This is a genomic window from Francisella adeliensis (assembly GCF_003290445.1).
Classification (GTDB): domain Bacteria; phylum Pseudomonadota; class Gammaproteobacteria; order Francisellales; family Francisellaceae; genus Francisella; species Francisella adeliensis.
Genome location: NZ_CP021781.1, coordinates 469,250 through 493,457 on the forward strand (window position 1 = coordinate 469,250; position 24,208 = coordinate 493,457).

Sequence of the window (24,208 nt, forward strand, 5' to 3'; positions counted from 1 at the left end):
AAGATGCTTTTCATTATATGTAGGAGTAGTCATAACTTCAATTAAAATATAACTATTCTTGAGAGTAAATTGAGTGTACAAAAAAGTGCACTAAGCATGTATCATATAAAATAATCATTTTTATTATATAGGTCAATTATGAAAAAAATCATTTATATATCACTAGCGTGCTTCCTTGCACTTTCACTTAATAGTTGTTGGATTATGGCAGCAGGTGTTGTCGGTGGGGCTACAGGGGCTTATATAGCTAAAAAAGATTAACAGTTTAAAATTAGCCTTTCTTCATTGTCTGGAAAAATTCTTCATTAGTAAGAGAACCTTTCATTTTTTCTGTAAGGAATTCCATAGCCTGCACATCTTCCATACCACCAAGAATCTTACGCAATACCCAAAGTTTTTGTAGTTCTTCAGGAGATGTAAGAAGTTCTTCTCTACGCGTACCAGATCTATCAAAGCTAATAGCAGGATAAACGCGGCGTTCAGATATTTTACGATCAAGATGAAGCTCCATGTTACCGGTACCTTTAAACTCTTCAAAGATAACCTCATCCATTTTTGAGCCTGTTTCAACTAGCGCTGTTGCGATAATAGTTAAGCTACCACCTTCACCAGTATTTCTAGCTGCACCAAAGAATCTTTTTGGCTTTTGAAGAGCATTTGCTTCAACACCACCAGAAAGGACTCTTCCTGATGCAGGAGATACTGTGTTGTATGCACGAGCAAGTCTTGTGATTGAGTCAAGTAAGATTACTACATCTTGTTTATGCTCAACTAATCTTTTAGCTTTTTCGATTACAATCTCTGCTAGCTGTACATGGCGAGCAGCTGGTTCATCAAATGTACTTGCTACAACTTCACCACGCACAGAGCGTTGCATTTCTGTTACTTCCTCTGGTCTTTCATCAATTAAAAGCATGATTAGGTTACATTCAGGATGGTTTTTTGCAATTGAAGTTGCGATATTTTGCATCATGATTGTTTTACCAGTCTTTGGGGGTGCTACGATTAGTCCACGCTGACCTTTACCAAATGGAGCTGCTAAATCAATAACTCTAGCTGTAATGTCTTCATTTGAACCATTACCAATTTCCATGGTAAGTCTTTCTTTAGCATATTCTGGAGTTAGGTTTTCAAAAAGTATTTTCTTTCTTGCTAATTCAGGAGAATCGAAGTTAACGCTATCAATATGTTTAACAGCAAAATATTTTTCATTATCACGAGGAGGTCGAATTTTACCAAGAATGCTATCGCCTGTTCTTAGATTTAACTTTCTTATAAATGCTGGGGATACATATATATCATCAGGTGATGCAAAGTATGAACTATCAGAAGATCTTAAAAAACCATAACCATCTTGAAGTACTTCTAATATACCTTCACCATAAATGTCTTCACCTTTATCTGCATGGTATTTTAAGATTGAAAATATAAGTTCTTGTTTTCTTGCACGCAAAGAATCTAAGTCTAAGCTTTGTGCAATATCCATTAACTCATTTACTGATTTGTACTTTAATTCATTTAAATTCATGAGGATTCTCTATTGTGTAAAGGGGGAGGGGTTAATATGAGTTTATAAGTATTTGTCTACTGTAGAAATTAATTGGCTCTTTTGAACAACACCAACTTTAGTTTCTTTATTTTCACCGTCTTTGAAAATCATAAGTGTTGGTACTCCGCGTACAGCAAATTTCATTGCAGTATCTTCGTTATCATCAATGTTGATTTTACAGATTTTAACTTTATCACCATAATGTTCGGCAACTTGCTCAAGTATAGGGGTAATCATTTTACAAGGACCACACCAAGGTGCCCAAAAATCTAAAACTACAGGAGTAGAGCTATTAATTACTTCATCTTGAAACTGGCTATCTGATATATCTATACATTTTGACATGCTTTGATTTTTCCTTGTGTGATTTTTTAATTTGATTTTGCAAGAATTTTGCTAAATGTTGATTATAAGGATTTAACTAACTGAGAGTTATTATAAACAAATAATTACGGCTAGACAAAATTATTTTAGCTATTTATACGCTTTTTTTTTATAATTGGTACATCTTTTAAGTGTTTGGTTGTGCGTTGATGTCAAAAATTGTAGCTACAATAGATCTAGGGTCTAATAGTTTTCACATGCTAATAAGTGAGATTATGTCTGATGGTGAGGTTGTTACACTATCAAAACAAAAGCAAAAGGTTCAATTAAGAGCTGGTTTGAACAATAATCTAACTATCAGCAAAGATGTTCAAGAAAGAGCTATACAATGTTTAGAGTTTTTTGCGGAAGAGATAGAAAACTATAATGTTGAACATGTAAAAGCTGTTGGTACTTACACTCTTAGAAAAGCTAAAAATAAAATTAAAGGGTTTAAAAGGAAATTAGATAAAGCTCTTGGGACTAAGATCAAGATTATATCAGGACCAGAAGAGGCCAGGCTTGTGTATGTTGGAGCTAGAGATAATCATGATATAAAGAAAAAAACCTTAGTAATAGATATTGGTGGAGGCTCTACGGAATGTGTCATTGGTAAGGGAGATAAAATACTTGTTGCTAAAAGCTTGGATATGGGTTGTGTAGGAGCCCAGAAAGAATGCTTTATAGATGAAAAGCTTAATTTTAATAATTTTCATAATGCTGTGAGTAAGGCTAAAAAGATACTTGATCCAATAGCTACGAAATATAAGCGCATTTCGTGGAATACAGTGTTAGGGTCTTCTGGGACGATTACTTCTGTTACAGGAATCTGCCAAGAGATGACTGGTAGCCCAATTATCACTAAAGAATTTCTAAATGACCTTATTACAAAAATGATGGATAAAAAGTTTGTTGAGCATATACAGTTTGAAGGGCTTCGTGAGGATCGTGAAAGTGTACTTGCCGGAGGTGTTGCAATCTTGTATGCAGTATTTGAAAGTTTGGGCATATCACAGATGTCTTTGTCTAATGGGGCGGTACGAGAAGGGATGCTTTATGAGTTGGTTAAAAATAAATATAAGATAACGATTTCATGAAGTATATCCCATTAGCAGCGAGACTAAGACCACAAAAAATTGAAGATGTAATTGGTCAAGAACATCTTCTTTCAAGTAATGGAGTGCTAACTAAGATACTTCAAAGTCAAGGGATTTGCTCATTAGTTTTATGTGGTAAACCAGGGGTTGGCAAAACAACATTAGCGAGAATAATAGCAAAATCAAAAGATCTTGATTTTTTTGAATTATCAGCTGTTGATTCAGGGGTTAAGGAAGTAAAAAAAATTATAGCTGAAAACCAAGCTTTAGACAGTTTTGTACTTTTCTTAGATGAAATACATCGTTTTAATAAATCGCAACAAGATTTACTTTTGCCTTATGTCGAATCAGGTAAGATAATCCTAATAGGAGCAACTACTGAAAATCCTACTTACTATCTAAATGATGCCTTAATCTCTCGGCTATTTATTTTACGATTGAAAAGACTTAATCACCATGCAGTAGAGCAATTAGTTAAATCTGCAATAAATACTGATGAGATTTTATCGGAGCAAGAAATTGTGATTGATGATTGTATTTATTCAGCAATTTTTAGCTATAGTCAAGGAGATTGTCGTAAGGTTTTGAATCTCTTAGAAAGAATGTATCTTTTAAGTACTAAATCTGGGACTATAAGTTTTAGTAAAGAGTTATTTGATACAGCTGTTGGCGAAGCCTCAAAAGATTTTCATAGAGAAGGCAAAGAGTTTTATGAGCAACTATCAGCTTTTCATAAATCTATAAGAGGGACAGATCCTGATGCAGCAATATTTTGGTTAAGTTTAATGCTTGATAACGGAGTGGACCCTCTTGTGGTTGCTAGAAGAATGCTTTGTATAGCTTCTGAAGATATAGGTAATGCGGATCCGCAAGCTTTACGTATAGCTATGGATGCTTGGAATGCTTATGAAAAATTAGGAATGCCAGAAGGTAGACTTGTACTTTCTCAGGCAGCTATTTATCTTGCTGTAGCACCTAAAAGTAATGCGTGCTATAAAGCTTTAGCAGAGGCTTCACAAACTGTAAAAAAACTTACTTATATAGAAGTTCCTCAGCACCTTAAGAATTATAAAGATAGTAAATATATCTACCCCCATGACTATCCAAATTCTTTTGTAAAGCAGCAATATTTGCCAAGCAACATAAGTAAAACATTTTACAACCCAACAAGTCACGGTTTTGAAAGTAAGATAAAAACAAAATTAGATAGCATTAAAAAACTATTTTTAAATTAATGACTTTTTGTTGGTAGGGCTGAAAGCCTTGTGTTTTAATGGTTTTTTAGATAATATTTTTGTGGGTGGGTGAAGACCGATTAGCTATTTTTCATTAAGTGTGTTACACTGCAAAAACTAAATGCCAAGCGACTGTAGATTAAACGTTCTTCTGGTTGTTTGAATATGACTTCATAAAAAAGGGATAAAATACTTAAATGAATAACGAAATAATAAATCAAGAAATAGAAAAAGAAGGCAGCATTGTCTGGAAGAGTATTGTTGGACTCTTAATACTTCCAATAGTGGCTCTAGTTGTTGTACCTTGGTTCGCTTATAGCGTTGGCTTTACAAAAGCGGACTATATGTGTTTACTTGCTTTTTATATCCTGACGGGTATATCTATAACTATGGGTTACCATAGATTGTGGTCTCATAAAACATACAAGGCAAATAAGATAGTATCTTATATACTGCTTGTGTTTGGTACTGCAGCACTTCAAAATAGTGTTTTACAGTGGGCGTCAGACCATAGAAAACATCACAAAGACGTTGATGATCCTATCAAAGACCCTTATGCGGCTACGCGTGGTTTTTGGTACTCTCATTTTACTTGGTTGTTCAAATATAACAATGCAGATGTACAAGAAATCCGTGGCGTTAATGATCTTTTGAAAGATAAGGCTGTAGTATTTCAGCACCAGCATTATACAATACTTGCGACACTAACATGTCTTGGTTTACCTGCATTAGCTGGTTTCATATATGGCTTTGCAAGTGAAGGTACGCTTTCTGCAGCCTTATGGAGAACTTTAAGTTTTGTACTTTTAGGTGGTCTTGTTAGGGTTATATTAGTGCATCATGCTACTTTTTGTATCAACTCATTAGCTCACATACTAGGTAGACAGCCATATAATACTAAAAATACTGCTAGAGATAGTTTTATAACTGCTTTAGTTACTGGTGGTGAAGGTTATCATAATTATCACCATGCATTTGCTGGTGACTATAGAAATGGTATTAGATGGTTTGATTTTGATCCTTCTAAATGGCTTATCGCAGGTTTAGCTAAAATAGGCTGGTGTACTGACCTTAAAAGAACTCCTAAGCATTTAATTGAAATTGCAAAAGCAAGGGTTAAACTAGATGAGGCTCTTTTAAGAAAAACAAAGACTTCACATTTTGGTATAGAAGAAAAGTATGCCAAATTAGTTGCTAATGTTAAAAGCATGTATAGTGCTAAGCAAGAATATGTTAAAGCTAAAAAAGATAATGTACTTTCTAAAGCCGACATTAAAGCTATTAAATCTAAATATAAAGATCTTAAAATCGAATTCATCGATGCTAAGAAAAAATATAAAGCTAGTATCGTAGCTTAAACTCAAAACTATATTCTAATAATTCTTCTTTTTATAACTTTCTGTTTTATATATTAGATCATTAACCTTGTATACATAAAGTACTTATTTACATGCTTTAAAACAGAAGTATTGACGACTAGTTTTTAAATAAACTGTTTTGATAAAGGTTTTTTAGTTATGAATACCTTTCCAAACTTCCTTACTTAATATGAAGGTATACTTTTCTTTATTTTTATCTATTTTATACAGTTTAGCACATAGCTTTTGAACGGCTTTTTGTGAGCGAAAATTTTCAGGCCATACATCAAAAAGAACATTATCAATAAATCTAAAAGCATAATCTAGCATTAGTTTTTTAACTTTTCTATTTAAACTTGTACCCCAATATTCTTTTGCATAAAATGTAAAGCCTATTTTTAACGATGATTTTTTTGTATCATATTCATAATATCTTGTAGATCCAACCAAATCATCTTTATAGAATATCAAATAACAGTTTTGAAGATTATTTATTCCACTATCGAAAAACTCCTTAAATCCATTTAGTTTGTATCGTTCTTTATCATTATGTTGATCCCAAATTTCAGGGTCTTTAGCAACAGCAAATAACCTATTAAAATCACCTTTTGTCATTATCTGAAGATGTACATCTTCATGTGAAAGAGATTTATTAAAATTCATAATTTCACCTTATATATATCGAATTGATTATATAAATTAACTAAATAGATTGTGCCTACACTCTTATAGAATATACATTTAAATTAAATGTTTTTCCATTTATAGATTTATAATTTTTCACGACATTAACTCTAACACCTTCAGCTCTAATGGCCACAGCAATAGCATTCTTATTTTCACTAATACAAGAGATTTTTATTGTTTTAATTCTTTTCTTTCTTAAATGTTTTTTAATTGAATTTATAGATTGAGAAATAACACCATAACCCTGTGCTTTCTTAGCTAACCAATAGCCAATCTCTGATTCGGACCTATCATAACAAATATACTTTATACCAAAAACTCCAACAACTTTGCCATTTAAGGTTATCTTGAACCATTCAGAATTTACACTTGTATTTAGTATTCGCTTAGATATATATTCTTGAGCGAATATTACACATCTAACATTACTAACCCAGTCTAGATAATGAAGTGTCTCTCTATTTTCTTCAACCAATTGAAAAATTTTATCTGCATCAGTTAATGAAAGTTTTTCTAAACAAATATTATCTGAAATCCTAATCACTATTCTACTGTTACAGATTTGGCTAGGTTACGGGGTTGATCAACATCCGTCCCTTTGATAATGGCTACATGATATGAAAGTAGTTGTAGTGGAATGGTAAATACTACAGGAGCACTAAAGTCACCACCAGCATTAATTTCTAATACAATACTGTTATCAAAGTTCACCCTATGTTTTATAGCAGAATCAACAAATAGAATTAATTTGCCTCCTCGTGCATGAACTTCTTGCAGGTTTGATAAGGTTTTATCAAGCAAGTTATCATTAGGTACTACAGCAACTATAGGCATACTCTTGTCTACAAGAGCAAGAGGGCCATGTTTAAGCTCACCTGAAGGGTATGCCTCAGCATGGATATATGAAATCTCTTTAAGCTTTAGAGATCCTTCTACTGCGATTGGATAATAAAGACCTCTACCTAGAAATAGAGTATGTTCTTTATCAGCAAAGTACTCACTAATTTCATCAATCTCTGAGTCTAGTTTCAGTGATCCCATTATCAAAGAACGAATATTCTTAATTTCATTCATATGTTCAGAAATACATTCTTCGGTCAAAACTTCTTTAATGCGTGCGACAGTTAAGCTAAACATTGCTAAAGCTACAAGTTGAGTAGTAAAAGCTTTAGTTGAGGCTACACCTATTTCAACACCAGCTTTTGTCATAAATGAAATATCAGACTCTCTTACAAGTGAGCTATTTGGCACATTGCAAATACACATACTACCTATGTAGTTTTGTTTTTTACTTTTGCGTAAAGATTCTAAAGTATCGGCGGTTTCACCTGATTGAGAAATACTTACAAAAAGTGAGTCATCAACTACAACATTGTCACGATACCTAAGTTCACTTGCTATTTCAACGCTACAAGAAACTTTTGCATATTTCTCTAACCAGTATTTGGCAGTTAGTCCTGCATTATAGCTAGTACCACATGCAACTATACAAATATGTTTAGTCTTTTCTAGAAGGTTAATAGTACTTTTGTTAAAATTTTCTAAAGATAGTTGACCATCACTATTTAAATTCGCTGCTATGGTGTTAGAAACGGCTTCTGGCTGCTCATATATTTCTTTGAGCATATAGTGTTTATAACCATCTTTTGTGACGCTACCAGAGCTGTAGTTATATTCTTCTGGTTCTAATGTTTTAGAGATCCCATTATTATCAAATACTTTTACATTATTTTTTTCAACAATAGCAACATCACCTTCATCAAGGTATGCGAATTTATTTGTAACAGGAAGTAACGAAAGGGCATCAGAAGATATAAAGTTTTCATCAATACCTAAGCCAATCACTAAAGGTGATCCAGATCTTATAGCAACTATTTTATCTGGAAATTTTTCAGAAATTACTGCTAAAGCATAAGCACCTTTTAAATTTTTTGTGATGATTGAAAGGTTCTCTATTATTGATTTATTATCATCCCAATCTCTATCTAATAAATGAACAACAACTTCAGTATCAGTATCTGAGACAAAGTTATATCCATCTGTTTTGAGTGAGTTTTTTAACTCTTCAAAGTTTTCGATAACACCATTATGAACTATACAAAATTTTTCAGATCTATGTGGGTGTGAATTAGCTTGAGATGGTTTGCCATGTGTTGCCCAACGTGTGTGAGCTATACCAATATTCCCAACAAAACTATCTTTCTTATTGACAGATTTTTCCAATTCAACTACTTTGCCAACTTCTTTACAGATCTCTATTTTTTTGTTTAAAATAGCTAGCCCTGCTGAATCATAACCACGATACTCAAGTTTTTTTAAGCCCTCAATTAAAATGTTTGTGACATTTCTGGTTGAGTTTGCTCCAACTATTCCGCACATATCTATTCCTTACTTTTAAATTACTTATTAGTCTTCTTTACGGGTTTATCCCAGCTTTCAATATGTCTTTGTCTTGCTCTAGACACCGCTAGTTGTTGATCTGGAACATCTTTAGCTATTGTCGATCCTGCACCAACAAAAGCCCCTTTGCCAATAGTAACAGGAGCAATTAATTGTGAGTCAGAACCAATAAATGCCTCATCTTTTATAGAGGTTTTATGTTTATTAATGCCATCATAATTACAAGTAATAACACCAGCGCCTATATTGCAGAACTCACCAATCTCGGCATCCCCTAGATACGTTAAGTGAGATGCTTTTGAGCCTTTACCAACTGTGGTTTTTTTTGTTTCAACAAAATTGCCAATTACCGCATTTTCTTTTATATCACATTCTGGTCTAATTCTAGCAAATGGTCCAACTATAGCACCATTTCTAATTATAGAGCCATCAACCATACTATTTGCTTTTATTTTTACATTATCTTCTATAGTACAGTTCTTTAAAATACAGTTTGCACCAATTACAACATTATTGCCTATTTTAACATTGCCTTTTGCAATAACATTAATGTCAATCCAACAATCTTTTCCTACACGCAAATCACCTCTAACATCAAACCTATTAGGGTCAGCAATACTCACACCTTGAGCCATGATTTTTTCAGCAACATTTCTTTGCCAAACTCGCTCAAGGTTTGCTAATTGCATGCGATCATTTACCCCTAGAATCTCAAACTCATTAATAGGGTGTGAAACATTTATTGATAAAGAATCATCTTTTGCAAACCTAACGATGTCTGTTAAGTAATACTCATTTTGAGCATTGTTTGAGTTTAGGTTTGGTAGCCACTTAGTAAGGCTAGTTTTGTGTGCACAGTAAATACCCGTATTTATCTCTTTAATTTGTTTCTGTGCATCAGTAGCATCTTTCTCTTCAATAATATCTGAAACTGCCCCGAACTTATCTCTAACTATTCTACCAAGACCAGTTGGATTATCCATAAACGCTGTTAAAATACCAAGACCATCATCATGTGTGGTTTTTACAAGATTATCTAAAACTTCTGAAGATATAAGTGGGACATCACCATATAGAATTAAGACTTTTTGCTCTTCAAGATGAGGTAATGCTTGCAGTACAGCATGACCTGTTCCGAGCTGCTCTGTTTGATGAACAAATGTTATGTTGTGTCCGGATAAGGCAACTTCAACTTGTTCTTTTAAGTGGCCAGTTACAACGATAATGTTGTCGGCATTGAGCTTTTCAACACTCTCAACGACTCTTTCAATAAGCGTTTTCGCTGCTAGTGTTTGTAGTACTTTTGGCTTGTTTGAATTCATTCTAGAGCCTTTTCCAGCCGCTAAAATCACTACTGATAATCCCATGAGATCCCCTTATATATTTCTATTACATCTTTCTAATAAAACATTAATCATTTGATAATGATCTTCTAACATTTTATCATACATTTGTGTGGTGATTGTTGCAAGAGAAAACCATTTGACATCTTTTGCATCATCAGCTGCCTTAACATTTGGTAAGTCAGGCCATTCATCTAAGATAAATATAGCGGCATGGCTTATAGTACGACCTCGGACAGATCGAGAAGGATAGTCAAATACTTCTTGGGAGTTTTTTGCCAATTCAAGTTGTTCTATAGTTAGTTCTATACTTGTTTCTTCTTTTAGCTCTCTTAATATTGCAGATAAAATGGTTTCATGACACTCTAAAAATCCACCAGGCATCGCCCATTGATTTTTCCCTGGGGAGTTTTTTCTTTGAACTAGTAATATATGATTGTTAACCATAACTAAGGCATCTACAGTAACTAGATTAGGTTTGTAGGGAGCATTTTGCCATGATTTTTTATATTCGATAACATACTGGTTTTCTGTAATCAAATCATTGTAAGCATCTGTTTTTAGAAAGGCTGATAAAAATTTATGTGTTCCATACTCGTTTGTATTAGCACACATATACTCAATTAAGATATTGCCTTGATAGAATTTTTGCCTGAAGTCTGTGGCATTATAATTTTTGTAGTTTGTAACAGGGACAAATCCCCATTCACTAAAACTTTTTAAATAATAGCTCGACTCATCTTTATCATGCCCAATAATTGCAACTTTATCTTTTGGGTCTGAGTGCTTTGATACATTATTGCGCAGAGCTTGTTCCCATTTCTCTTCTTGATAAAAGTAATCAGCTAAAGGCTCTATTTTTATTTGATTTAAGTCAATAGAAGAATATTTTAAATCTTCTTTGATCATTTTTTTTCTTTGTTCAAAAGAAAAGGGGTTTTTGATATTAGGAGAATTAAATGAGCTTCCAATAATTATTAGCAATTTCTCGCTAACATTTAAAGCTTCTATAACGTTATGAAGATGGCCTTTATGGAACGGTTGGAATCGACCAACAAAAACAGCTAAATTATACATATTAAGAAGACTTACCTGTACTTAGAGCTTGAGCTTCGGTATTTAAGACCTGAGCCTCTGCATTACTATCATAAACACTACTTCCAGAAGAAGGTGCTGTAATATTTTGATAATCTGCTGTTTGAGAGTTGCTTATCTGGTTTTCTTTATCTTGTTTAATTGCTCTATCATATGAACCAAACCCAAATGATCCGGCAGATCCTGATAATCCTCCCAGACTAGATTTCTTTTTCGGTTGACTATCTTGAACAGCTACCTGTCGTGTGGTTTGCTCCACAGATTTTAGATCTCCAGTTGATATGGATTTACCATTTATAGATTTTCTTACACCATTTAAAAGTTTAACCCCTTGATTTATATGGTCAGGAACAATGGTATCTCCATCTTCTTCAAGCACTGAAATTACGGTAACCAAACTAGATAGATTATCAATTTTTCTTACTTTAATATTGAATATTTGTTTATTCTGGATATCTCTGACTGAGATAATATGTCCAGAAAGCATTTTATCTGTTTCGGAATTAATCTTAAATTGTTTAGGGAGGCCTTCAAAATACTCATCTAGTAGCTTGATGGATATGGTTAATGGCTCACGGAAAACAAGTTTTAAAGCTCCCTTATCATCATAGACAACATTTATAGCAACTTTAGATATTTGCTCATTAATAATTTTATTTATGTCAAATTTATCAACATAGTTAGGAGGTAACATTTCTTCTTCTGCTTCAGGAACCTGAGATTTAGCAAAATTATTGTTACCACTTGGTAGTTTGAATCTTGGTTTTATTGACTGACCATTAAGACCTACAGGTATCTTTAAGGATGGAGCTTCTTCAACCTTTGCTCTTGCGTAATCAAACTTTCTATTTCTGAAAGGTGTTCCATCAACAGTGTCAGTAAGACTTTCATAGGTGAAGTCATTCTCAACATTATTGGATGAGCAGCCTTGTATTAAGGCAATAAAATTTATCAAAATTAATGTTTTGACTATGTTTTTCATTAAAAGATATTTGCCAATTAAGTTGGCTAAATATTATAACACAGTGATATACTAAATATCACAAACCAAATTGTAATATTTTTGAGTAAAACAATTATGAAAGATGATTTATTTATATATTTTCAGTATATGATCCCACAAGCTGTAACTTCTCGGTTAGTTAGTAAGTTGGCGGAGTCTAGAAATAAGGCTTTAAAAAATTACTTGATAAAGCTAGCAATAAAAAAGTTTAATATAAATATTGAAGAGGCTAAGTCATCAAATCTTGATGATTATGCAAGCTTTAATGAGTTTTTTATAAGAGAGTTGAAAGATGGTCTTAGACCGTTAAATATTGACTCAAATACGATCAGTTCACCAGCAGATGGTGTTTTGAGTGAGTTTGGTAAAATTGAAAATAATACATTGATTCAAGCTAAAGGAAAAGATTTCTCTTTAGAGTCTCTTGTCGCAGGTAGTTCTGAGACAAAGTTTACGGATTTTGCGACAGTGTATTTATCTCCAAGAGATTATCATCGTGTTCATATGCCAATAGATGGTAAACTCACTAAAATGGTCTACATACCAGGTAAGCTCTTTTCTGTTAATAAGACTACAGCAAATAATATAAATAGTTTATTTGCGAAAAATGAGCGACTAGTTTGCTATTTTGAAACTGCTATAGGCGAAGTGGCTGTGATTTTTGTTGGTGCTTTATTAGTTGCTGGAATAGAAACTAAATGGCATGGAAAAATTGCACCTAACTACTATAATCGAGTACAAGAGTGGTCATATGATTGTGATAAATTTCAGTTAGATTATAAAAAAGGAGAAGAAATTGGCTTGTTTAACTTTGGTTCAACTGTGATTTTTTTAGCACCTAATAATAAAATAAAATTTCAGTTTGATGAAAAAGATTCTGTAGTTCAGGTTAATCAGGATTTGGCTTTAATAGTAGAGTAAAGACTCATATTTATCCAACATTTACTAAGTAAGTTTTTAGCGCTCAGCGTTTTAGATTTACAGTTTCTTATATATTCAGTCCCTTTATTAGAGATATTTTCAGATTTGTATGTTTTTGATGTTGGTGAAAGTTTAACATCAAGTCGTTTAGCCCATTTTCTGATAGTTACATGCTTAAAACCTAAAAATTCTTCAGCATCTTCATAGCTTAGTCCTTTTGACTGACATATTAAAAGAGCTTCTTTTGCGGAGCAGTTAAATTTTCGTGTTATGATTTGTTCAAAATTGCCTGTATATTGATTTGCCATATCCAAGCCCTCCATTATTTAATTCGCATGAGTCTCTTATAATACACGTTGTAAAAGCTCTCTCAAGCTTTTATACAGCAGATTTTTTACTTTAATTTTTGTGTTAGGTTAGTGCAATTTTTATAAGAAAATATTTTAAAAAAGAGTTAACTAAATAAAGCTAATTATGATAAAAAATAGTTTTCAGATATAGGGTTTAAATAAATTCTGATTTAATATTTAGCAGGTAGGCAAGATAACAATACGTTTGCTGTACTTTTGATATAGTGCTATGAAAAGTTATCCCATATTTTTATTTTAAGTTACTATAAATATATGGTCCGTAGAAAATTAGAAGAAAAATTATTTAACCGACAGGAATTAAACCAGCTAAATAAGTTTGTTGAGTACAACTATTTTTATCAAGATATTTATTTCCTTGAGCATCTGTAGCTGTTGCACATTTATTAGATGTAACACATGACATTAAAGCCATTGAACATAGTACGATTACGGCTATTTTTTTCATATCAATCTCCCTTTAGCTTGCTTCGCTAGCTGTTTGATTATTGTCTTGAGGTATAGGCTTATAAGTACTGACACATGAAGCTAATAAGCTAACCGCAATAATTGTTGCAATAATTTTTTTCATAGTTTAAATCCTCATATAGTTTATAGTTTAAAATGTAAACTTTTAAAAGTTTTTTGCCTTAAGCAATATAATTTATAGCATAGCAGATATTACAACACAACCTGTTTGGCTGAAAAAATAAAAAATAAGTTTAAAAATTTTTAGTATAATAAAACAAAAAATAGAGATATCTTATGGATGTGTATCAAATACTCATAACTCTACTGATGTTTGGTATTCCTCTTATATTTGCAATTACTTTACATGAAGCAGCGCATGGCTTAGTTGCTAAATTACGAGGAGATAGTACTGCATATAAGCTTGGTCGAGTAACATTAAACCCAGTATCACATATTGATTTAGTAGGTACTATTTTAGTTCCAGGGGTGATGCTCCTATCAACACTTTCTACAGGCTTTCCATTTGTTTTTGGTTGGGCTAAGCCTGTGCCTGTTGATTATAGGCAGCTTAAAAAACCACGATTAGATATGGCTTTAGTAGCTCTAGCAGGCCCAATGGCAAATTTTCTTATGGCTGTAATTTGGGCTGCTGTTTACAATCATATAGACTTACATGCTTATGTATCAACTATGGCACTTTATGGGGTAATGATAAATATCGTATTGATGGTATTAAATCTTTTACCTATTCCTCCATTAGATGGCAGTAAGGTAGTTTCTTCATTTATGAGCTCTAAAATGGCCTTTCAATATAATAGTATCGAAAGGTATGGTTTTATGATATTAATTGCATTAATAATAATTCCCCTAAATGGAGGCAATTTACTATCACAAATAATGAGACCTTTTATTTCGATTATTTTAGATATTGTTCAAGCAATATCTTTTTGAAACTACCTGTATCATTTGTAATAAAAGATATTTGCTTAACTCTTTGAAAGGCTATATGAGTTTAGTATACTCATTTTAGGGACTAAACTTAAAAAAATATTATTATGAAAATATATAGCTTTATAGTACTGACTTTATCTATTATGATTTCATCGCTGTCCTATGCGGGAAACCCACCACCAGCATCACCAACAATCATTGATGTAACAGCATTTATAACAGATATTCAAAACCTTGATGAGTTAAATGAACAGGTTCAGGTTGATGCGATACTTCAGTATGAATGGGAAGATTCTCGTTTAGCTTATGATGAGCAAAAAGTTGGTAAAAAATATCAATTGTACCAGGGTGATTTTCAATATGATGAAGTCTATGAAGGTTGGCGCCCACAAGTATCTATAATAAATGAAGTGGGAAGTCCTCAAATAAAAGAAAGACAAGTTAGGGTTTATCCTGATGGGCATGTAATACTTAAAGAGCATCGTACTTTAACGTTAGAAACACCTATGGCTCTACAGAAGTTTCCATTTGATAAACAGGATCTTAAAGGTTTTTTGATACCTTTTGGTTTTGAAAATAGTGAAGTTCAACTTAGGGTTAATCCTAAGTATCAGATTCTCGTTAAGGATTATATAAGAAATAACCCTCAAGTTGATATTTCAGAATGGAGACTCAAGGATTATAAGCTTAATGTAAGTGATCCAATTAAACAATACTATGGACATTCAGATAAGATTTCAATGCTTACGCTAACAATATCTTTAGATAGAAAACCAATGAATATTATTTGGAAAGTATTATTGCCATTAACACTTCTTGTGTTAGCAATGTGGTCAATTTTTTGGATGAATAAAGAGGCTCTATCAGATAGATTGAATATTTCATTTATAGGGATTTTGTCTGTAATTGCATATCAATTCCTTGTGGAAGGGGATATGCCGAGGATTGATTATTTTACATTTGTGGATGGTTTTTTACTTATTTCTTTTGCGATATTATTTTCAACTATTGTTGAAAGTTTAGGAGTTTATTGGTTGGTTAAACTCAACAAAGATAAAGCAGCCCGAAATCTTGATATTTTCTTTAGAATTATTTTTCCTATCATATATGTATTGCTTATACTTTTACTTTATTTGATATTGGTTGCGTAGTTTTTTCTTTTAAAAAAATAGATTAGATTAAATGCTAGCATAGTATTATAATAGACTAAAATTATTCTATATTTTATAAACTAGATCTTACATGAAGAAGCATTTGCCAAAAGTTTTATTACTATGCCTTTCAGCTTCGTCATCGTTGTATGCTAGGGATGAAAAGATTGATTCACAGAACCCTATAATTGCATTACAAGAGCAAATACAAGATTTACAACAAGAAATAAACACGATTGATTCTGATAATAACTCTCCCACTTTGCATACATACAGTTCTGTTGTTGATGATAAAAATACTGAGCAGTTACTAAAAGAGAGAAGGGCACTAAAAAACATCGATCTTATGAAAAATATAAGTGTTGATGGAAATATAATAAATCTTACAGATAGTGTGAATAATATATTTGGTGATGGAGATGGTGTAGATGTTTCTAATTCTGCACCAATTACAACTCGTGGTGAGGTTTCTTATTTGGGTTCCTATTCTGGTAATAACAATATACCTATAGGGATGTTACCATCAAAGCTTTTTGCCTCTAGTTTAGTAACGCAAAAAGAAAAATTTGACGATTACTCAATATTTTTGGGTGGCTTTATTGGTATGGACGCCCAGGCTTGGTATGGGGATAATATCCCAAGGGTGAATTTTGATGGTACACCTACCTCATCGTTTAATGGTAGTGGGCAAAATATTTATTTGACCTCATCACGACTGTACTTTTTATCTAATCTTGGTGATTATGTTACAGCTGAATATGATGTCAGTACAAATCAGCTACAAAACTTCTTTATCGGAAATGCATTTGTTATTTTTGGTAATATGTCTGCATCACCATTTTTTGTAACAGTTGGTAGGAGTACTCTTTCAGTAGCTTCAATTGGTGGAGGAGGATCATCAACGGGCTCTGTTGCAGGTTTTCTTGGTACAGGGCGAGCAACAAATATTTCATTAAACTATAAGACAAGTACTTTAAATGCAAGTGTAGCAGTTTTTGGTACAGATGATAAAAAAGCAAACTTTTCTACAGGTCTTTTTTATGCAGACTCTTGGACAGACAGTCTATCTGTTGGTTTCAACGCCGGTTATGTTTATGATCTTAATGGTGCGGAAAACTTTACTATTGAATCAGTTGTATCAGATGGTAAAACAGTTGGTGTTTTTAATATTGATACTAACATAGCTTATACTGTTGGAGGAGGAGTCTTTCAGATCAATACTGGTTGGGGGACTACAACCGGTAAAGATAACTTTAATGGTGATGGTAATGATGTGTTAACAGGGGCTTGGTATGTTGGTACAAACTATAGTTTAAGCCTTGCTGGTAGAAGTACGAACTTTAATGCAACATACGGGCAAAGCTATAATGCAGCTGCTATACCTATGGGTATAGCAGCTAGTCCGTTACAAGATGGTCTTGCCCAAACAGGCATAGAAAAACAGTTAATATTTTCAGCTCAGCGTGCATATTTTGATGATTATGTTTTATTTGGTCCAGAATATGCATACCAGCGTTTTTATGATGGTAGGCATATGAACACATTAACGCTAGATCTTGCAGTATACTTATAGTTTTCTAGGCTTTATTTTTTACCAGAAGCAATAAGATGAATGATAAGCTAGACATTAGAAGCATTGTTATGGCAATTGGAAGAGAGCTTGTTGCAGGGAAAAGCATAGCTATACTTCCTATAACACCACTTAGTGCAAACTCCATAGTACCAAATAATGCCGCAGCCACGCCAGCCATTTCATAGAAGGGTTCCATAGCACCACTAGCACCTGTTCCTACGACTAAAGCACAGCCAAATGTTGCAAAAAAACAAGGTGCAAAAAAGCCCCATAAGCTTAAGCCATATACAAGGTATATCCCAAGCGATAGTGAACCTGCTATAAATACTAAAACTACGCCAAGTAAAGCAGTTTTATGAACACCTAGTGCATTCACAATTCCTCCAGCAAATAATGAACCAAATAAAAATGCTACACCAGCAGAGCCGAACATTATGTATATTTTAGATATAGGGAACCCAAGATAAGTGATAATATATGGAGTCATTGAGAATAATATAAAGAATGCAGACATTCCCGATACAGCAGTTAGTGAGTATGCCCAGAACTGTAGTGATTTTAAAACCTCAAAATACCTTAGAAAGACATTCCATGATACTTTCTTGCGTCTTTCTATAGGTAAGCTTTCTTTAACTAGAAAAATTACAGTTAGAAGAACTATAGAAGCCATGGCAGATAGTAGTATAAAAGCAGAATTCCATTCAAAATGGGTTGCTAATTGTACACCAATTAAGGGTCCAACAATCGGAGAGACCGAAATAATAGCATTTATAAGGCTATAAATCATAGAGCTAGTTTTCCCGGAAAAAGCATCTCTAATTATTGCAAATGCACATACAGAAAGCCCACAACATCCTATAGCTTGTATTACTCTAGAAAATATCAAAAAATCGATGGATGTTGAAATAGCACATAGTATTGAGCCAAACAAAAAAAGAATTGATGAGATTAGGACTATCTTAAATCTACCAAACTGATCAGATAGAGGTCCTAATATAAGTTGTCCAACACCAGTGACGATGAGAAATAGAGATAATGTGATTTGAACCATTTGCTGAGAAGTATGTAATGCTTTTTGCATTTCTGGTAATACAGGCATATATATATCCATAGCTAATGCAAATGAGAAGACCATTGGGCCAAGAATAAAAATCGTTTTTAAAGGGGAATATTTCCACATAAGAATAATCTTTTAATTTTATTAGATAGCGGACTATTATAGCAGAGATTTCGTTTTTCAAAAAAAGTATTTAATACAAGGCTTTAGTTTTTAGTTTTTTTGGTGTCAGTCTTAGATTATGAAGATTTGAAAAGATCTATGGAAAGCTATAAAAAAAGACGATGTCTACTAGTGGGTCAAAGCTATTATAGAAAATAAACTAAAATATTTTATTAAATAACGTTCAAGCGCATAGTTTTATATATTCCTATAGCGCCTAGTATTCCAGCAATTATTAAAATCAAAGTATAGATTCCTAGTCCTGAAATACCATACTTTGCAGTGAAGATACTAGCAATCAATGGAGCTGCCCCACTGAAACCATTACCAATACTATAGCTAATAGCGCACCCAGTAGCTCGCCACTTTTCATCAAACACTAACGAAAAATACGGAGATACTGAGCCTTGTATAGCAGCCATTAAGGCACAAAACACCAGCATGGAAAAGAAAGTTACTATGAAGTTATTAACTTCAAGCAACATTATTAGTGGATAAAAAGTTATACCTAGCAGAACTAACGATACATAGAATACTTTCATGTAACCAAGCCTGTCTGCCAAATAGCCAAATAATGGGTATAATATACATGCGAACAATAGTATAAAACTATTGAGTAATAAAGCATAGCTTTCAGAAGCATCCAAATACTCTATTTGATAGTTTACTAAATAAGTAAATACCATATAGTATAGAGATGCGCACATACATGTAATTAATGAGACAATAATTATCTGACTATATTGGTTTTTAAGAGAAAAAAATAATCCACTCTGGTTGTCTTTGTGAGTTGGTTGGTGCATATGGTTTTCATTTCTATTTATATATAAATATATAACAAAAAGCACACCGCTAAAAATAAAAGGTACTCTCCAGATAAGCTGATTATGGTTTTCAAATAATAATTCAGAGATTGCTCCAACGATTGAAGCTAATAGGAAACCCATTGAAGAAATTGAAAAGATCAAACCTACAGAAATGCCTGGTTTTCTCTTGGAATCACTTACCCCTAGTGTTATTAATGTTGGAAACTGCCCACCTACAGATAAGCCCTGGATGATCCTAAATATTATAAGTAAAATGGGGGCTAATATCCCTATCTCGGAGTAACTAGGAATTAATCCAATAAGTACTGTAGAAATCCCCATTGCTATAGTACAAGCATTAACGACATAAGTATATGAGAAGATATCTGCTAGATAACCCATAACTAAAGCACCTACAGGTCTAATAATAGTGCCGATAAAGAATACTGAAAAAGTCAACAATAATGACAGTTGATGGCTATCAGAAGGAAAGAAGTTTAAAGATATATATGTTGCAAAAAAAATGTATAATGAAAAATCGTACCATTCAAGTATATTTCCATAGGATACTTTTAAGAAAGACAGAGTATTTTCTTTCATAAACCTAGAGGTAATTAATAAAGGTATTGAGTTTAGTATATCTAAGTTTAAGTAGCATTTATAGTATAAATACTACCCTAAGTTAGTGTGTTAAAATTTAGGTGATTTATTATTTTTTACAAAGTGAGCAATTTTTTTAAGACTACTATTTATTTTGAAAAGCACCATAAGCGTTTTATAAAAACTTTAGTAAAAACAAACACGATAATATTTGTGGTTATAAATGATTCAAAGTTCTAAATTGCTTTAGAAGCTTCAAAATAATATTTTCTTAATTTGTTGGATTATTCTTTCATAGTTTTATAAAAGCAAGCAATATTAGTGACATTATCAATATAAATAAAGGTAATTGTAGTAGTTCTGTATTAATCTTCAATCTTGTTGGCAGCATTAGCAGTTTTTTTACAGAAAGCCACATAGCGTCTATCTGTAACTATTAAGTAAAATATAGCTCCAATTAATCCTTCAAAAAGAGTGTGGTCCATAGGAGAAACTATACATACAAAAATTATAAATGGCATTACAAGTACCATGAGGTTCTTTAATCCAATCCTACGAAATTCAAAAGCACCAAATATTGTCATAAGAACTACTAATATGATGCTCAAATGAATATTTGTTTCAACCTCTACAGTATTTAGAAGCATTGTTAATAGAACAAAAACTATCACACCAAAAATACGCGTTTTAGGAGCTATCGCACCCATACTCACTGGAGCTGCCATATAACCTATTATATTGAAACCTGTAACTATTAGCATTAATGCAGCCCAGCTATCTGAAAATATTAGGAAAACTGCACAAATTAAGAAGTTTGCAATAAGAGCTCTGCGAGAGATATTTACTTTTTGGTTTAATTTAGCAAAGTAGCGAGGCATTTGGCCTTCTGCAGACATAGCATAAAGCATTCTTGAAGATGCTCCTAGGTAACTATATCCCGTAGCAGATGGACTAATAATACTATCAATAATTAGTAATATAGCTATATAGCCAAGACCAATAAGTGTTGCAACTTGCAATAATGGTGATTCAAAATCTAGTCCAGCCCAACCACCTTTTGAAATTAGGTAATCATGAGGTACAGCCTGCATAAAAGCATATTGAAGTCCAAGATATAGTACAAGTACCAGTAGTAAAGAAAATATTATTGCAAGAGGAACATTTCTAGAGGGATTTTTAATCTCACTACTATAGGCTACTACAATTTGAAAGCCATTAAATGTGTATACTAACCCACCAGCTACAATCGCTGTTAGAGCATTTGATATTGTGAAATTATTGTTAGGAATTTCTGTGGATATGAGGCTGTGATGATTACCTGTATGAGTGAATGCATATATTAAAAATATAATTACAATAATTGCTGGAACAAACATTTTGAATATTGTAATGCCATTATTCACGCCTGCAAGAAGTTTAACTCCATAGAAATTTATTATAAGATAAATCATAAGTATAGATAATGAAAGCATAACTCCATAGTTTGACATTACACCATTTTGCATAAGCCCGTGAAAGCTCTCCAAACCTGCTAGGTATTGAGTAGTTGCTTGGGCTTCTGTTGAAATCATTACGACTATTCCAAACCAGTTCGCAAAAGCAAAAGGCATAGCGAAAACACTATTATGTGATAATGCACTTGACCTAGTGGTAGCTCCCCTAACAGGATATACTGAGACAACTTTTGCCAAACATAGTCCAACCATCATTATCATGATCGCAGCTAAACTCCATGATAAAAAAGCCCAATTACCAGCAGCTTTAGCAGTGAGCTGAGCACTAAATAGCCAACCCGAGCCAACCATAGATGTTACGCCAATTAAAACAGCACTGAACAAAGTCATTTTTTTTGCATTTTCGGTATCCATTGAATTATCCTTTGAGAAAATTAATAATCTGCCTAGATTTGAATATACACATAAACTGCTGTTAATAAAATAGATTTAATGGTTAAATAGTATTAAGAATTAAGTTTGTAACTTCAGTTAGAAATTATCAGCTTGGTTATTTTCAATATATTTTGCTTTAGAAATATTAAAACTCTTTTGCTCGGGTTTTGGTATATATTTGATTTTCTTAAATACAATTTTCAAAGCTTGCCAATGTATTAAATAGATCACTTTAAAAGTTAAAATGGGACATCTGAAAAATTGTTTTATTAAGTTTGAGCTGACTAATTCTTTCGCGTTAGCTGAGATAGATGTACCAAGTTGTAATTTATCATCATAGTAGTTTATAATGATTTGATTTTTAGCATTATCTGAAAAATTAAGTTTAAAGTTGAATTTATAGTGCCCTTGTCTTCGATAAAAAGGTGATACATGAAAGTCCTTTTCTGCTTTAAACCAGCATTTATCATATATTTCATCGCCATTTTTGTGGCAAATATAGCTATGTGTTTCCTTGAAAGTGTTATTTACTTCTGCAATTACTGAAATAAGCTTGTTTTGATGGTAGCAGAGCCAAAAACTTACTGGATTGAAAAGATAACCTAAAATTCTTGGCATTGTTACAAGTTTAATATTATCAAACTCTAGATTATTTTGATTAAGAAGGTTTATCACCCAATCAACACTTTTTGAGCCATCACGATTACCATGATCTTTGTCATGAAAACTAAATATATTAGGCTTATTGATGCTGAAAAATTTAGAGTCTGATTGTAAGTCAAGCATATCTAAAACGATATAATAAGATTTATACTTAAAAGAATTAACTTTTGGATGATGCCTTTTATGAAATACTTCAGAACTTAAAATAAAGTTTTTTACCACGGAGTATTAGCCCCTAATATTTTTGCGACATTTACTGCACTAAGTATACCATCTTCATGGAAACCATAACGCAAATATGCTCCGCAGAAATAAGTATTATTGTCACCTTGGATACTTGGAATCTTAGCTTGAGCATCTATAGCTTTTTTATCAAACACTGGGTGAGAGAAGTTATGTTCATTAATTATTTTACTTGCATCTGGCTTTTGGTCTGGGTTTACAGTTACAAAATAGTCGGTGCTGGTATTTAAAGGCTGTAGGTTATTCATCCAATAGCTTAATGAAACCACTTTGCGTGAGTCATTTAAATCTTTACTCAAATAATTCCAACTTGACCAAGCTTTTTTACGCTTTGGCATTATATTTTTATCTGTATGTAATATCACTTTATTTGGCTGATATTTGATTGCACCGACTAGAGTATTTTCATCGCTAGTTGGTTTATCGAGTAATTCAATAGCTTCATCAGAGTGACAAGCAAATATAACTTTATCAAAATATTTAGTCACATTATCAGAGGAAGTTATTTCGATAGCTTCATTACGCACAACTTTAGATGCTCCAAACTCAAACTTTACACCACTTTTTTTAAGTTCTTCAACAACTTTAGTAACATAAGTTTTGCTACCACCTTGGACAGTGTACCATTGGACAGGCATTGTTACAGTAAGCAATCCATGATTATTAAAAAATCTAATAAAACTAAGAGCAGGGAACTCATACATTTTTTTTAGAGGTGTACTCCAAATGCAAGCTCCCATGGCAAGTAGATAGTAGTTTCTAAACCATTTACCAACTTTTAGCGTATCTAAGTAGTTTGCAAGACTAATGTTTTCATCAAGAGTTTTATCCTTTAGGTGTTGCTTAGATATTTTATTAAATTTAAAAATATCCCTAACCATCTTGTAAAAACTAGGTTTTAGTAAATTTGATTTTTGAGCTATTAAGCTTGAAAGTGCATTTGAACCATATTCTAAAGCACCATTTTTAATTGAGACACCAAAAGACATATTGCTTTTAGCCGTAGGTACATCAAGATGCTTTAAAAATCTTGTAAGGTGGTAATAAGTCTCATGGTTAAAAACTATAAACCCAGTATCAACAGGGGTATCATTTACATTTAAAGTGCGAGCATGACCACCAAAGTAGTCATTTTTTTCATACAAAATTACTTCAAATTTATCTTTTAAAAGATATGCTGAGGCTAAGCCTGATATCCCACTACCAATAATTGCAATTTTTTCCATGATAACTTAAGTAATATA

The 24,208-nt window shown here is 32.6% G+C and carries 23 protein-coding genes; 8 read left to right on the top strand and 15 right to left on the bottom strand.

All coding sequences use genetic code 11. The features are described from left to right. The first annotated feature begins 138 nt into the window (after nucleotides 1–138). Nucleotides 139–261, top strand: a complete 123-nt coding sequence (locus CDH04_RS10015) for a hypothetical protein (protein ID WP_256868917.1) — start codon at nucleotides 139–141, stop codon at nucleotides 259–261. A 10-nt stretch (nucleotides 262–271) separates the two neighbouring features. Here CDH04_RS10015 and rho read toward each other — a convergent pair whose 3' ends face one another. Next, entirely contained in the window at nucleotides 272–1,528 is a 1,257-nt protein-coding gene (gene rho, locus CDH04_RS02355) for a transcription termination factor Rho (RefSeq protein ID WP_112869496.1), read from the bottom strand. Between the two features lie 42 nt (nucleotides 1,529–1,570). After that, a complete protein-coding gene (gene trxA, locus CDH04_RS02360) occupies nucleotides 1,571–1,894 on the bottom strand; it encodes a thioredoxin (RefSeq protein WP_112869497.1) in 324 nt (107 codons plus the stop codon). Nucleotides 1,895–2,082: 188 nt separating this feature from the next. Between trxA and CDH04_RS02365 the strand changes: the two genes are divergently transcribed. From CDH04_RS02365 to CDH04_RS02375, 3 genes are all read left to right on the top strand, one after another. Next, the gene (locus CDH04_RS02365) at nucleotides 2,083–3,009 is read left to right on the top strand and encodes a Ppx/GppA phosphatase family protein (protein WP_112869498.1); all 927 of its coding nucleotides are present in this window, start codon (nucleotides 2,083–2,085) and stop codon (nucleotides 3,007–3,009) included. Continuing rightward, nucleotides 3,006–4,244 carry a replication-associated recombination protein A gene (locus CDH04_RS02370; protein ID WP_112869499.1) on the top strand — a complete coding sequence of 413 codons (1,239 nt, stop codon included), beginning with the start codon at nucleotides 3,006–3,008 and terminating at the stop codon, nucleotides 4,242–4,244. The genes CDH04_RS02365 and CDH04_RS02370 overlap by 4 nt, the downstream gene beginning before the upstream one ends. Before the next feature lie 197 nt (nucleotides 4,245–4,441). Continuing rightward, nucleotides 4,442–5,602, top strand: a complete 1,161-nt coding sequence (locus tag CDH04_RS02375; protein WP_112869500.1) for a fatty acid desaturase — start codon at nucleotides 4,442–4,444, stop codon at nucleotides 5,600–5,602. 153 nt (nucleotides 5,603–5,755) lie between these two features. Here the strand turns inward: CDH04_RS02375 and CDH04_RS02380 are convergent, their stop codons facing one another. The 6 genes from CDH04_RS02380 to CDH04_RS02405 are packed head-to-tail and all read right to left on the bottom strand — an operon-like array spanning nucleotide 5,756 to nucleotide 12,109. Beyond that, nucleotides 5,756–6,265, bottom strand: a complete 510-nt coding sequence (locus CDH04_RS02380; RefSeq protein WP_112869501.1) for a GNAT family N-acetyltransferase — start codon at nucleotides 6,263–6,265, stop codon at nucleotides 5,756–5,758. A gap of 55 nt (nucleotides 6,266–6,320) precedes the next feature. Continuing rightward, on the bottom strand, nucleotides 6,321–6,833 hold the full coding sequence (locus tag CDH04_RS02385) for a GNAT family N-acetyltransferase (RefSeq protein WP_162699185.1): 513 nt from the start codon (nucleotides 6,831–6,833) through the stop codon (nucleotides 6,321–6,323). Continuing rightward, the gene (glmS, locus tag CDH04_RS02390) at nucleotides 6,833–8,668 is read right to left on the bottom strand and encodes a glutamine--fructose-6-phosphate transaminase (isomerizing) (RefSeq protein ID WP_112869503.1); all 1,836 of its coding nucleotides are present in this window, start codon (nucleotides 8,666–8,668) and stop codon (nucleotides 6,833–6,835) included. The genes CDH04_RS02385 and glmS overlap by 1 nt, the downstream gene beginning before the upstream one ends. Nucleotides 8,669–8,688: 20 nt before the next feature. Then, a complete protein-coding gene (glmU, locus tag CDH04_RS02395; protein ID WP_112869504.1) occupies nucleotides 8,689–10,056 on the bottom strand; it encodes a bifunctional UDP-N-acetylglucosamine diphosphorylase/glucosamine-1-phosphate N-acetyltransferase GlmU in 1,368 nt (455 codons plus the stop codon). A gap of 9 nt (nucleotides 10,057–10,065) precedes the next feature. Beyond that, nucleotides 10,066–11,109, bottom strand: coding sequence for a bifunctional nicotinamide-nucleotide adenylyltransferase/Nudix hydroxylase (locus CDH04_RS02400; RefSeq protein ID WP_112869505.1), 1,044 nt, complete (start codon nucleotides 11,107–11,109; stop codon nucleotides 10,066–10,068). Between the two features lies 1 nt (nucleotide 11,110). Next, complete coding sequence (locus CDH04_RS02405; RefSeq protein ID WP_112869506.1) at nucleotides 11,111–12,109, bottom strand: hypothetical protein; 999 nt, start codon at nucleotides 12,107–12,109, stop codon at nucleotides 11,111–11,113. Between the two features lie 96 nt (nucleotides 12,110–12,205). Between CDH04_RS02405 and asd the strand changes: the two genes are divergently transcribed. After that, nucleotides 12,206–13,051, top strand: a complete 846-nt coding sequence (gene asd / locus CDH04_RS02410; protein ID WP_112869507.1) for an archaetidylserine decarboxylase — start codon at nucleotides 12,206–12,208, stop codon at nucleotides 13,049–13,051. Here the strand turns inward: asd and fevR are convergent. Together fevR and CDH04_RS09850 are read right to left on the bottom strand one after the other, a co-directional pair. Continuing rightward, entirely contained in the window at nucleotides 13,024–13,359 is a 336-nt protein-coding gene (fevR, locus tag CDH04_RS02415; RefSeq protein ID WP_112870868.1) for a transcriptional regulator FevR, read from the bottom strand. The genes asd and fevR overlap by 28 nt on opposite strands. Nucleotides 13,360–13,705: 346 nt before the next feature. After that, entirely contained in the window at nucleotides 13,706–13,867 is a 162-nt protein-coding gene (locus CDH04_RS09850) for a hypothetical protein (protein WP_174208881.1), read from the bottom strand. A gap of 296 nt (nucleotides 13,868–14,163) precedes the next feature. On the opposite strand from CDH04_RS09850, the gene CDH04_RS02420 reads away from it, so the two are divergent. The 3 genes from CDH04_RS02420 (at nucleotide 14,164) to CDH04_RS02430 (ending at nucleotide 17,544) form a co-directional block, all read left to right on the top strand. Continuing rightward, entirely contained in the window at nucleotides 14,164–14,820 is a 657-nt protein-coding gene (locus CDH04_RS02420) for a site-2 protease family protein (RefSeq protein WP_112869508.1), read from the top strand. A gap of 101 nt (nucleotides 14,821–14,921) precedes the next feature. Continuing rightward, on the top strand, nucleotides 14,922–15,971 hold the full coding sequence (locus tag CDH04_RS02425) for a ligand-gated ion channel (RefSeq protein WP_112869509.1): 1,050 nt from the start codon (nucleotides 14,922–14,924) through the stop codon (nucleotides 15,969–15,971). A 91-nt stretch (nucleotides 15,972–16,062) separates the two neighbouring features. Beyond that, entirely contained in the window at nucleotides 16,063–17,544 is a 1,482-nt protein-coding gene (locus CDH04_RS02430; RefSeq protein WP_112869510.1) for a DUF3573 domain-containing protein, read from the top strand. Nucleotides 17,545–17,548: 4 nt separating this feature from the next. Here the strand turns inward: CDH04_RS02430 and CDH04_RS02435 are convergent, their stop codons facing one another. The 5 genes from CDH04_RS02435 to CDH04_RS02455 form a co-directional block, all read right to left on the bottom strand. Next, nucleotides 17,549–18,724, bottom strand: coding sequence for a multidrug effflux MFS transporter (locus tag CDH04_RS02435; protein WP_112869511.1), 1,176 nt, complete (start codon nucleotides 18,722–18,724; stop codon nucleotides 17,549–17,551). A gap of 212 nt (nucleotides 18,725–18,936) precedes the next feature. Continuing rightward, nucleotides 18,937–20,169, bottom strand: a complete 1,233-nt coding sequence (locus CDH04_RS02440; RefSeq protein ID WP_112869512.1) for an MFS transporter — start codon at nucleotides 20,167–20,169, stop codon at nucleotides 18,937–18,939. Between the two features lie 365 nt (nucleotides 20,170–20,534). After that, nucleotides 20,535–22,037 (bottom strand): APC family permease, encoded by a 1,503-nt coding sequence (locus tag CDH04_RS02445; RefSeq protein ID WP_112869513.1) that lies wholly within the window; start codon nucleotides 22,035–22,037, stop codon nucleotides 20,535–20,537. Between the two features lie 117 nt (nucleotides 22,038–22,154). Beyond that, nucleotides 22,155–22,943: a DUF1365 domain-containing protein gene (locus tag CDH04_RS02450; RefSeq protein ID WP_112869514.1), complete on the bottom strand. Its 789-nt coding sequence runs from the start codon at nucleotides 22,941–22,943 to the stop codon at nucleotides 22,155–22,157. Continuing rightward, complete coding sequence (locus CDH04_RS02455) at nucleotides 22,937–24,190, bottom strand: NAD(P)/FAD-dependent oxidoreductase (protein ID WP_112869515.1); 1,254 nt, start codon at nucleotides 24,188–24,190, stop codon at nucleotides 22,937–22,939. Before CDH04_RS02455 ends, CDH04_RS02450 begins: the two co-directional genes overlap by 7 nt. Between the last annotated feature and the right edge of the window lie 18 nt (nucleotides 24,191–24,208).

Excerpts from the sequence above, each read along its gene's own strand:
- CDH04_RS10015 (WP_256868917.1), top strand. The coding sequence starts at position 139 with ATGAAAAAAATCATTTATATATCACTAGCGTGCTTCCTTGCACTTTCA.
- rho (WP_112869496.1), bottom strand. The coding sequence starts at position 1,528 with ATGAATTTAAATGAATTAAAGTACAAATCAGTAAATGAGTTAATGGAT.
- trxA (WP_112869497.1), bottom strand. The coding sequence starts at position 1,894 with ATGTCAAAATGTATAGATATATCAGATAGCCAGTTTCAAGATGAAGTA.
- CDH04_RS02365 (WP_112869498.1), top strand. The coding sequence starts at position 2,083 with ATGTCAAAAATTGTAGCTACAATAGATCTAGGGTCTAATAGTTTTCAC.
- CDH04_RS02370 (WP_112869499.1), top strand. The coding sequence starts at position 3,006 with ATGAAGTATATCCCATTAGCAGCGAGACTAAGACCACAAAAAATTGAA.
- CDH04_RS02375 (WP_112869500.1), top strand. The coding sequence starts at position 4,442 with ATGAATAACGAAATAATAAATCAAGAAATAGAAAAAGAAGGCAGCATT.
- CDH04_RS02380 (WP_112869501.1), bottom strand. The coding sequence starts at position 6,265 with ATGAATTTTAATAAATCTCTTTCACATGAAGATGTACATCTTCAGATA.
- glmS (WP_112869503.1), bottom strand. The coding sequence starts at position 8,668 with ATGTGCGGAATAGTTGGAGCAAACTCAACCAGAAATGTCACAAACATT.
- glmU (WP_112869504.1), bottom strand. The coding sequence starts at position 10,056 with ATGGGATTATCAGTAGTGATTTTAGCGGCTGGAAAAGGCTCTAGAATG.
- CDH04_RS02400 (WP_112869505.1), bottom strand. The coding sequence starts at position 11,109 with ATGTATAATTTAGCTGTTTTTGTTGGTCGATTCCAACCGTTCCATAAA.
- CDH04_RS02405 (WP_112869506.1), bottom strand. The coding sequence starts at position 12,109 with ATGAAAAACATAGTCAAAACATTAATTTTGATAAATTTTATTGCCTTA.
- asd (WP_112869507.1), top strand. The coding sequence starts at position 12,206 with ATGAAAGATGATTTATTTATATATTTTCAGTATATGATCCCACAAGCT.
- fevR (WP_112870868.1), bottom strand. The coding sequence starts at position 13,359 with ATGGCAAATCAATATACAGGCAATTTTGAACAAATCATAACACGAAAA.
- CDH04_RS09850 (WP_174208881.1), bottom strand. The coding sequence starts at position 13,867 with ATGAAAAAAATAGCCGTAATCGTACTATGTTCAATGGCTTTAATGTCA.
- CDH04_RS02420 (WP_112869508.1), top strand. The coding sequence starts at position 14,164 with ATGGATGTGTATCAAATACTCATAACTCTACTGATGTTTGGTATTCCT.
- CDH04_RS02430 (WP_112869510.1), top strand. The coding sequence starts at position 16,063 with ATGAAGAAGCATTTGCCAAAAGTTTTATTACTATGCCTTTCAGCTTCG.
- CDH04_RS02435 (WP_112869511.1), bottom strand. The coding sequence starts at position 18,724 with ATGTGGAAATATTCCCCTTTAAAAACGATTTTTATTCTTGGCCCAATG.
- CDH04_RS02440 (WP_112869512.1), bottom strand. The coding sequence starts at position 20,169 with ATGAAAGAAAATACTCTGTCTTTCTTAAAAGTATCCTATGGAAATATA.
- CDH04_RS02445 (WP_112869513.1), bottom strand. The coding sequence starts at position 22,037 with ATGGATACCGAAAATGCAAAAAAAATGACTTTGTTCAGTGCTGTTTTA.
- CDH04_RS02455 (WP_112869515.1), bottom strand. The coding sequence starts at position 24,190 with ATGGAAAAAATTGCAATTATTGGTAGTGGGATATCAGGCTTAGCCTCA.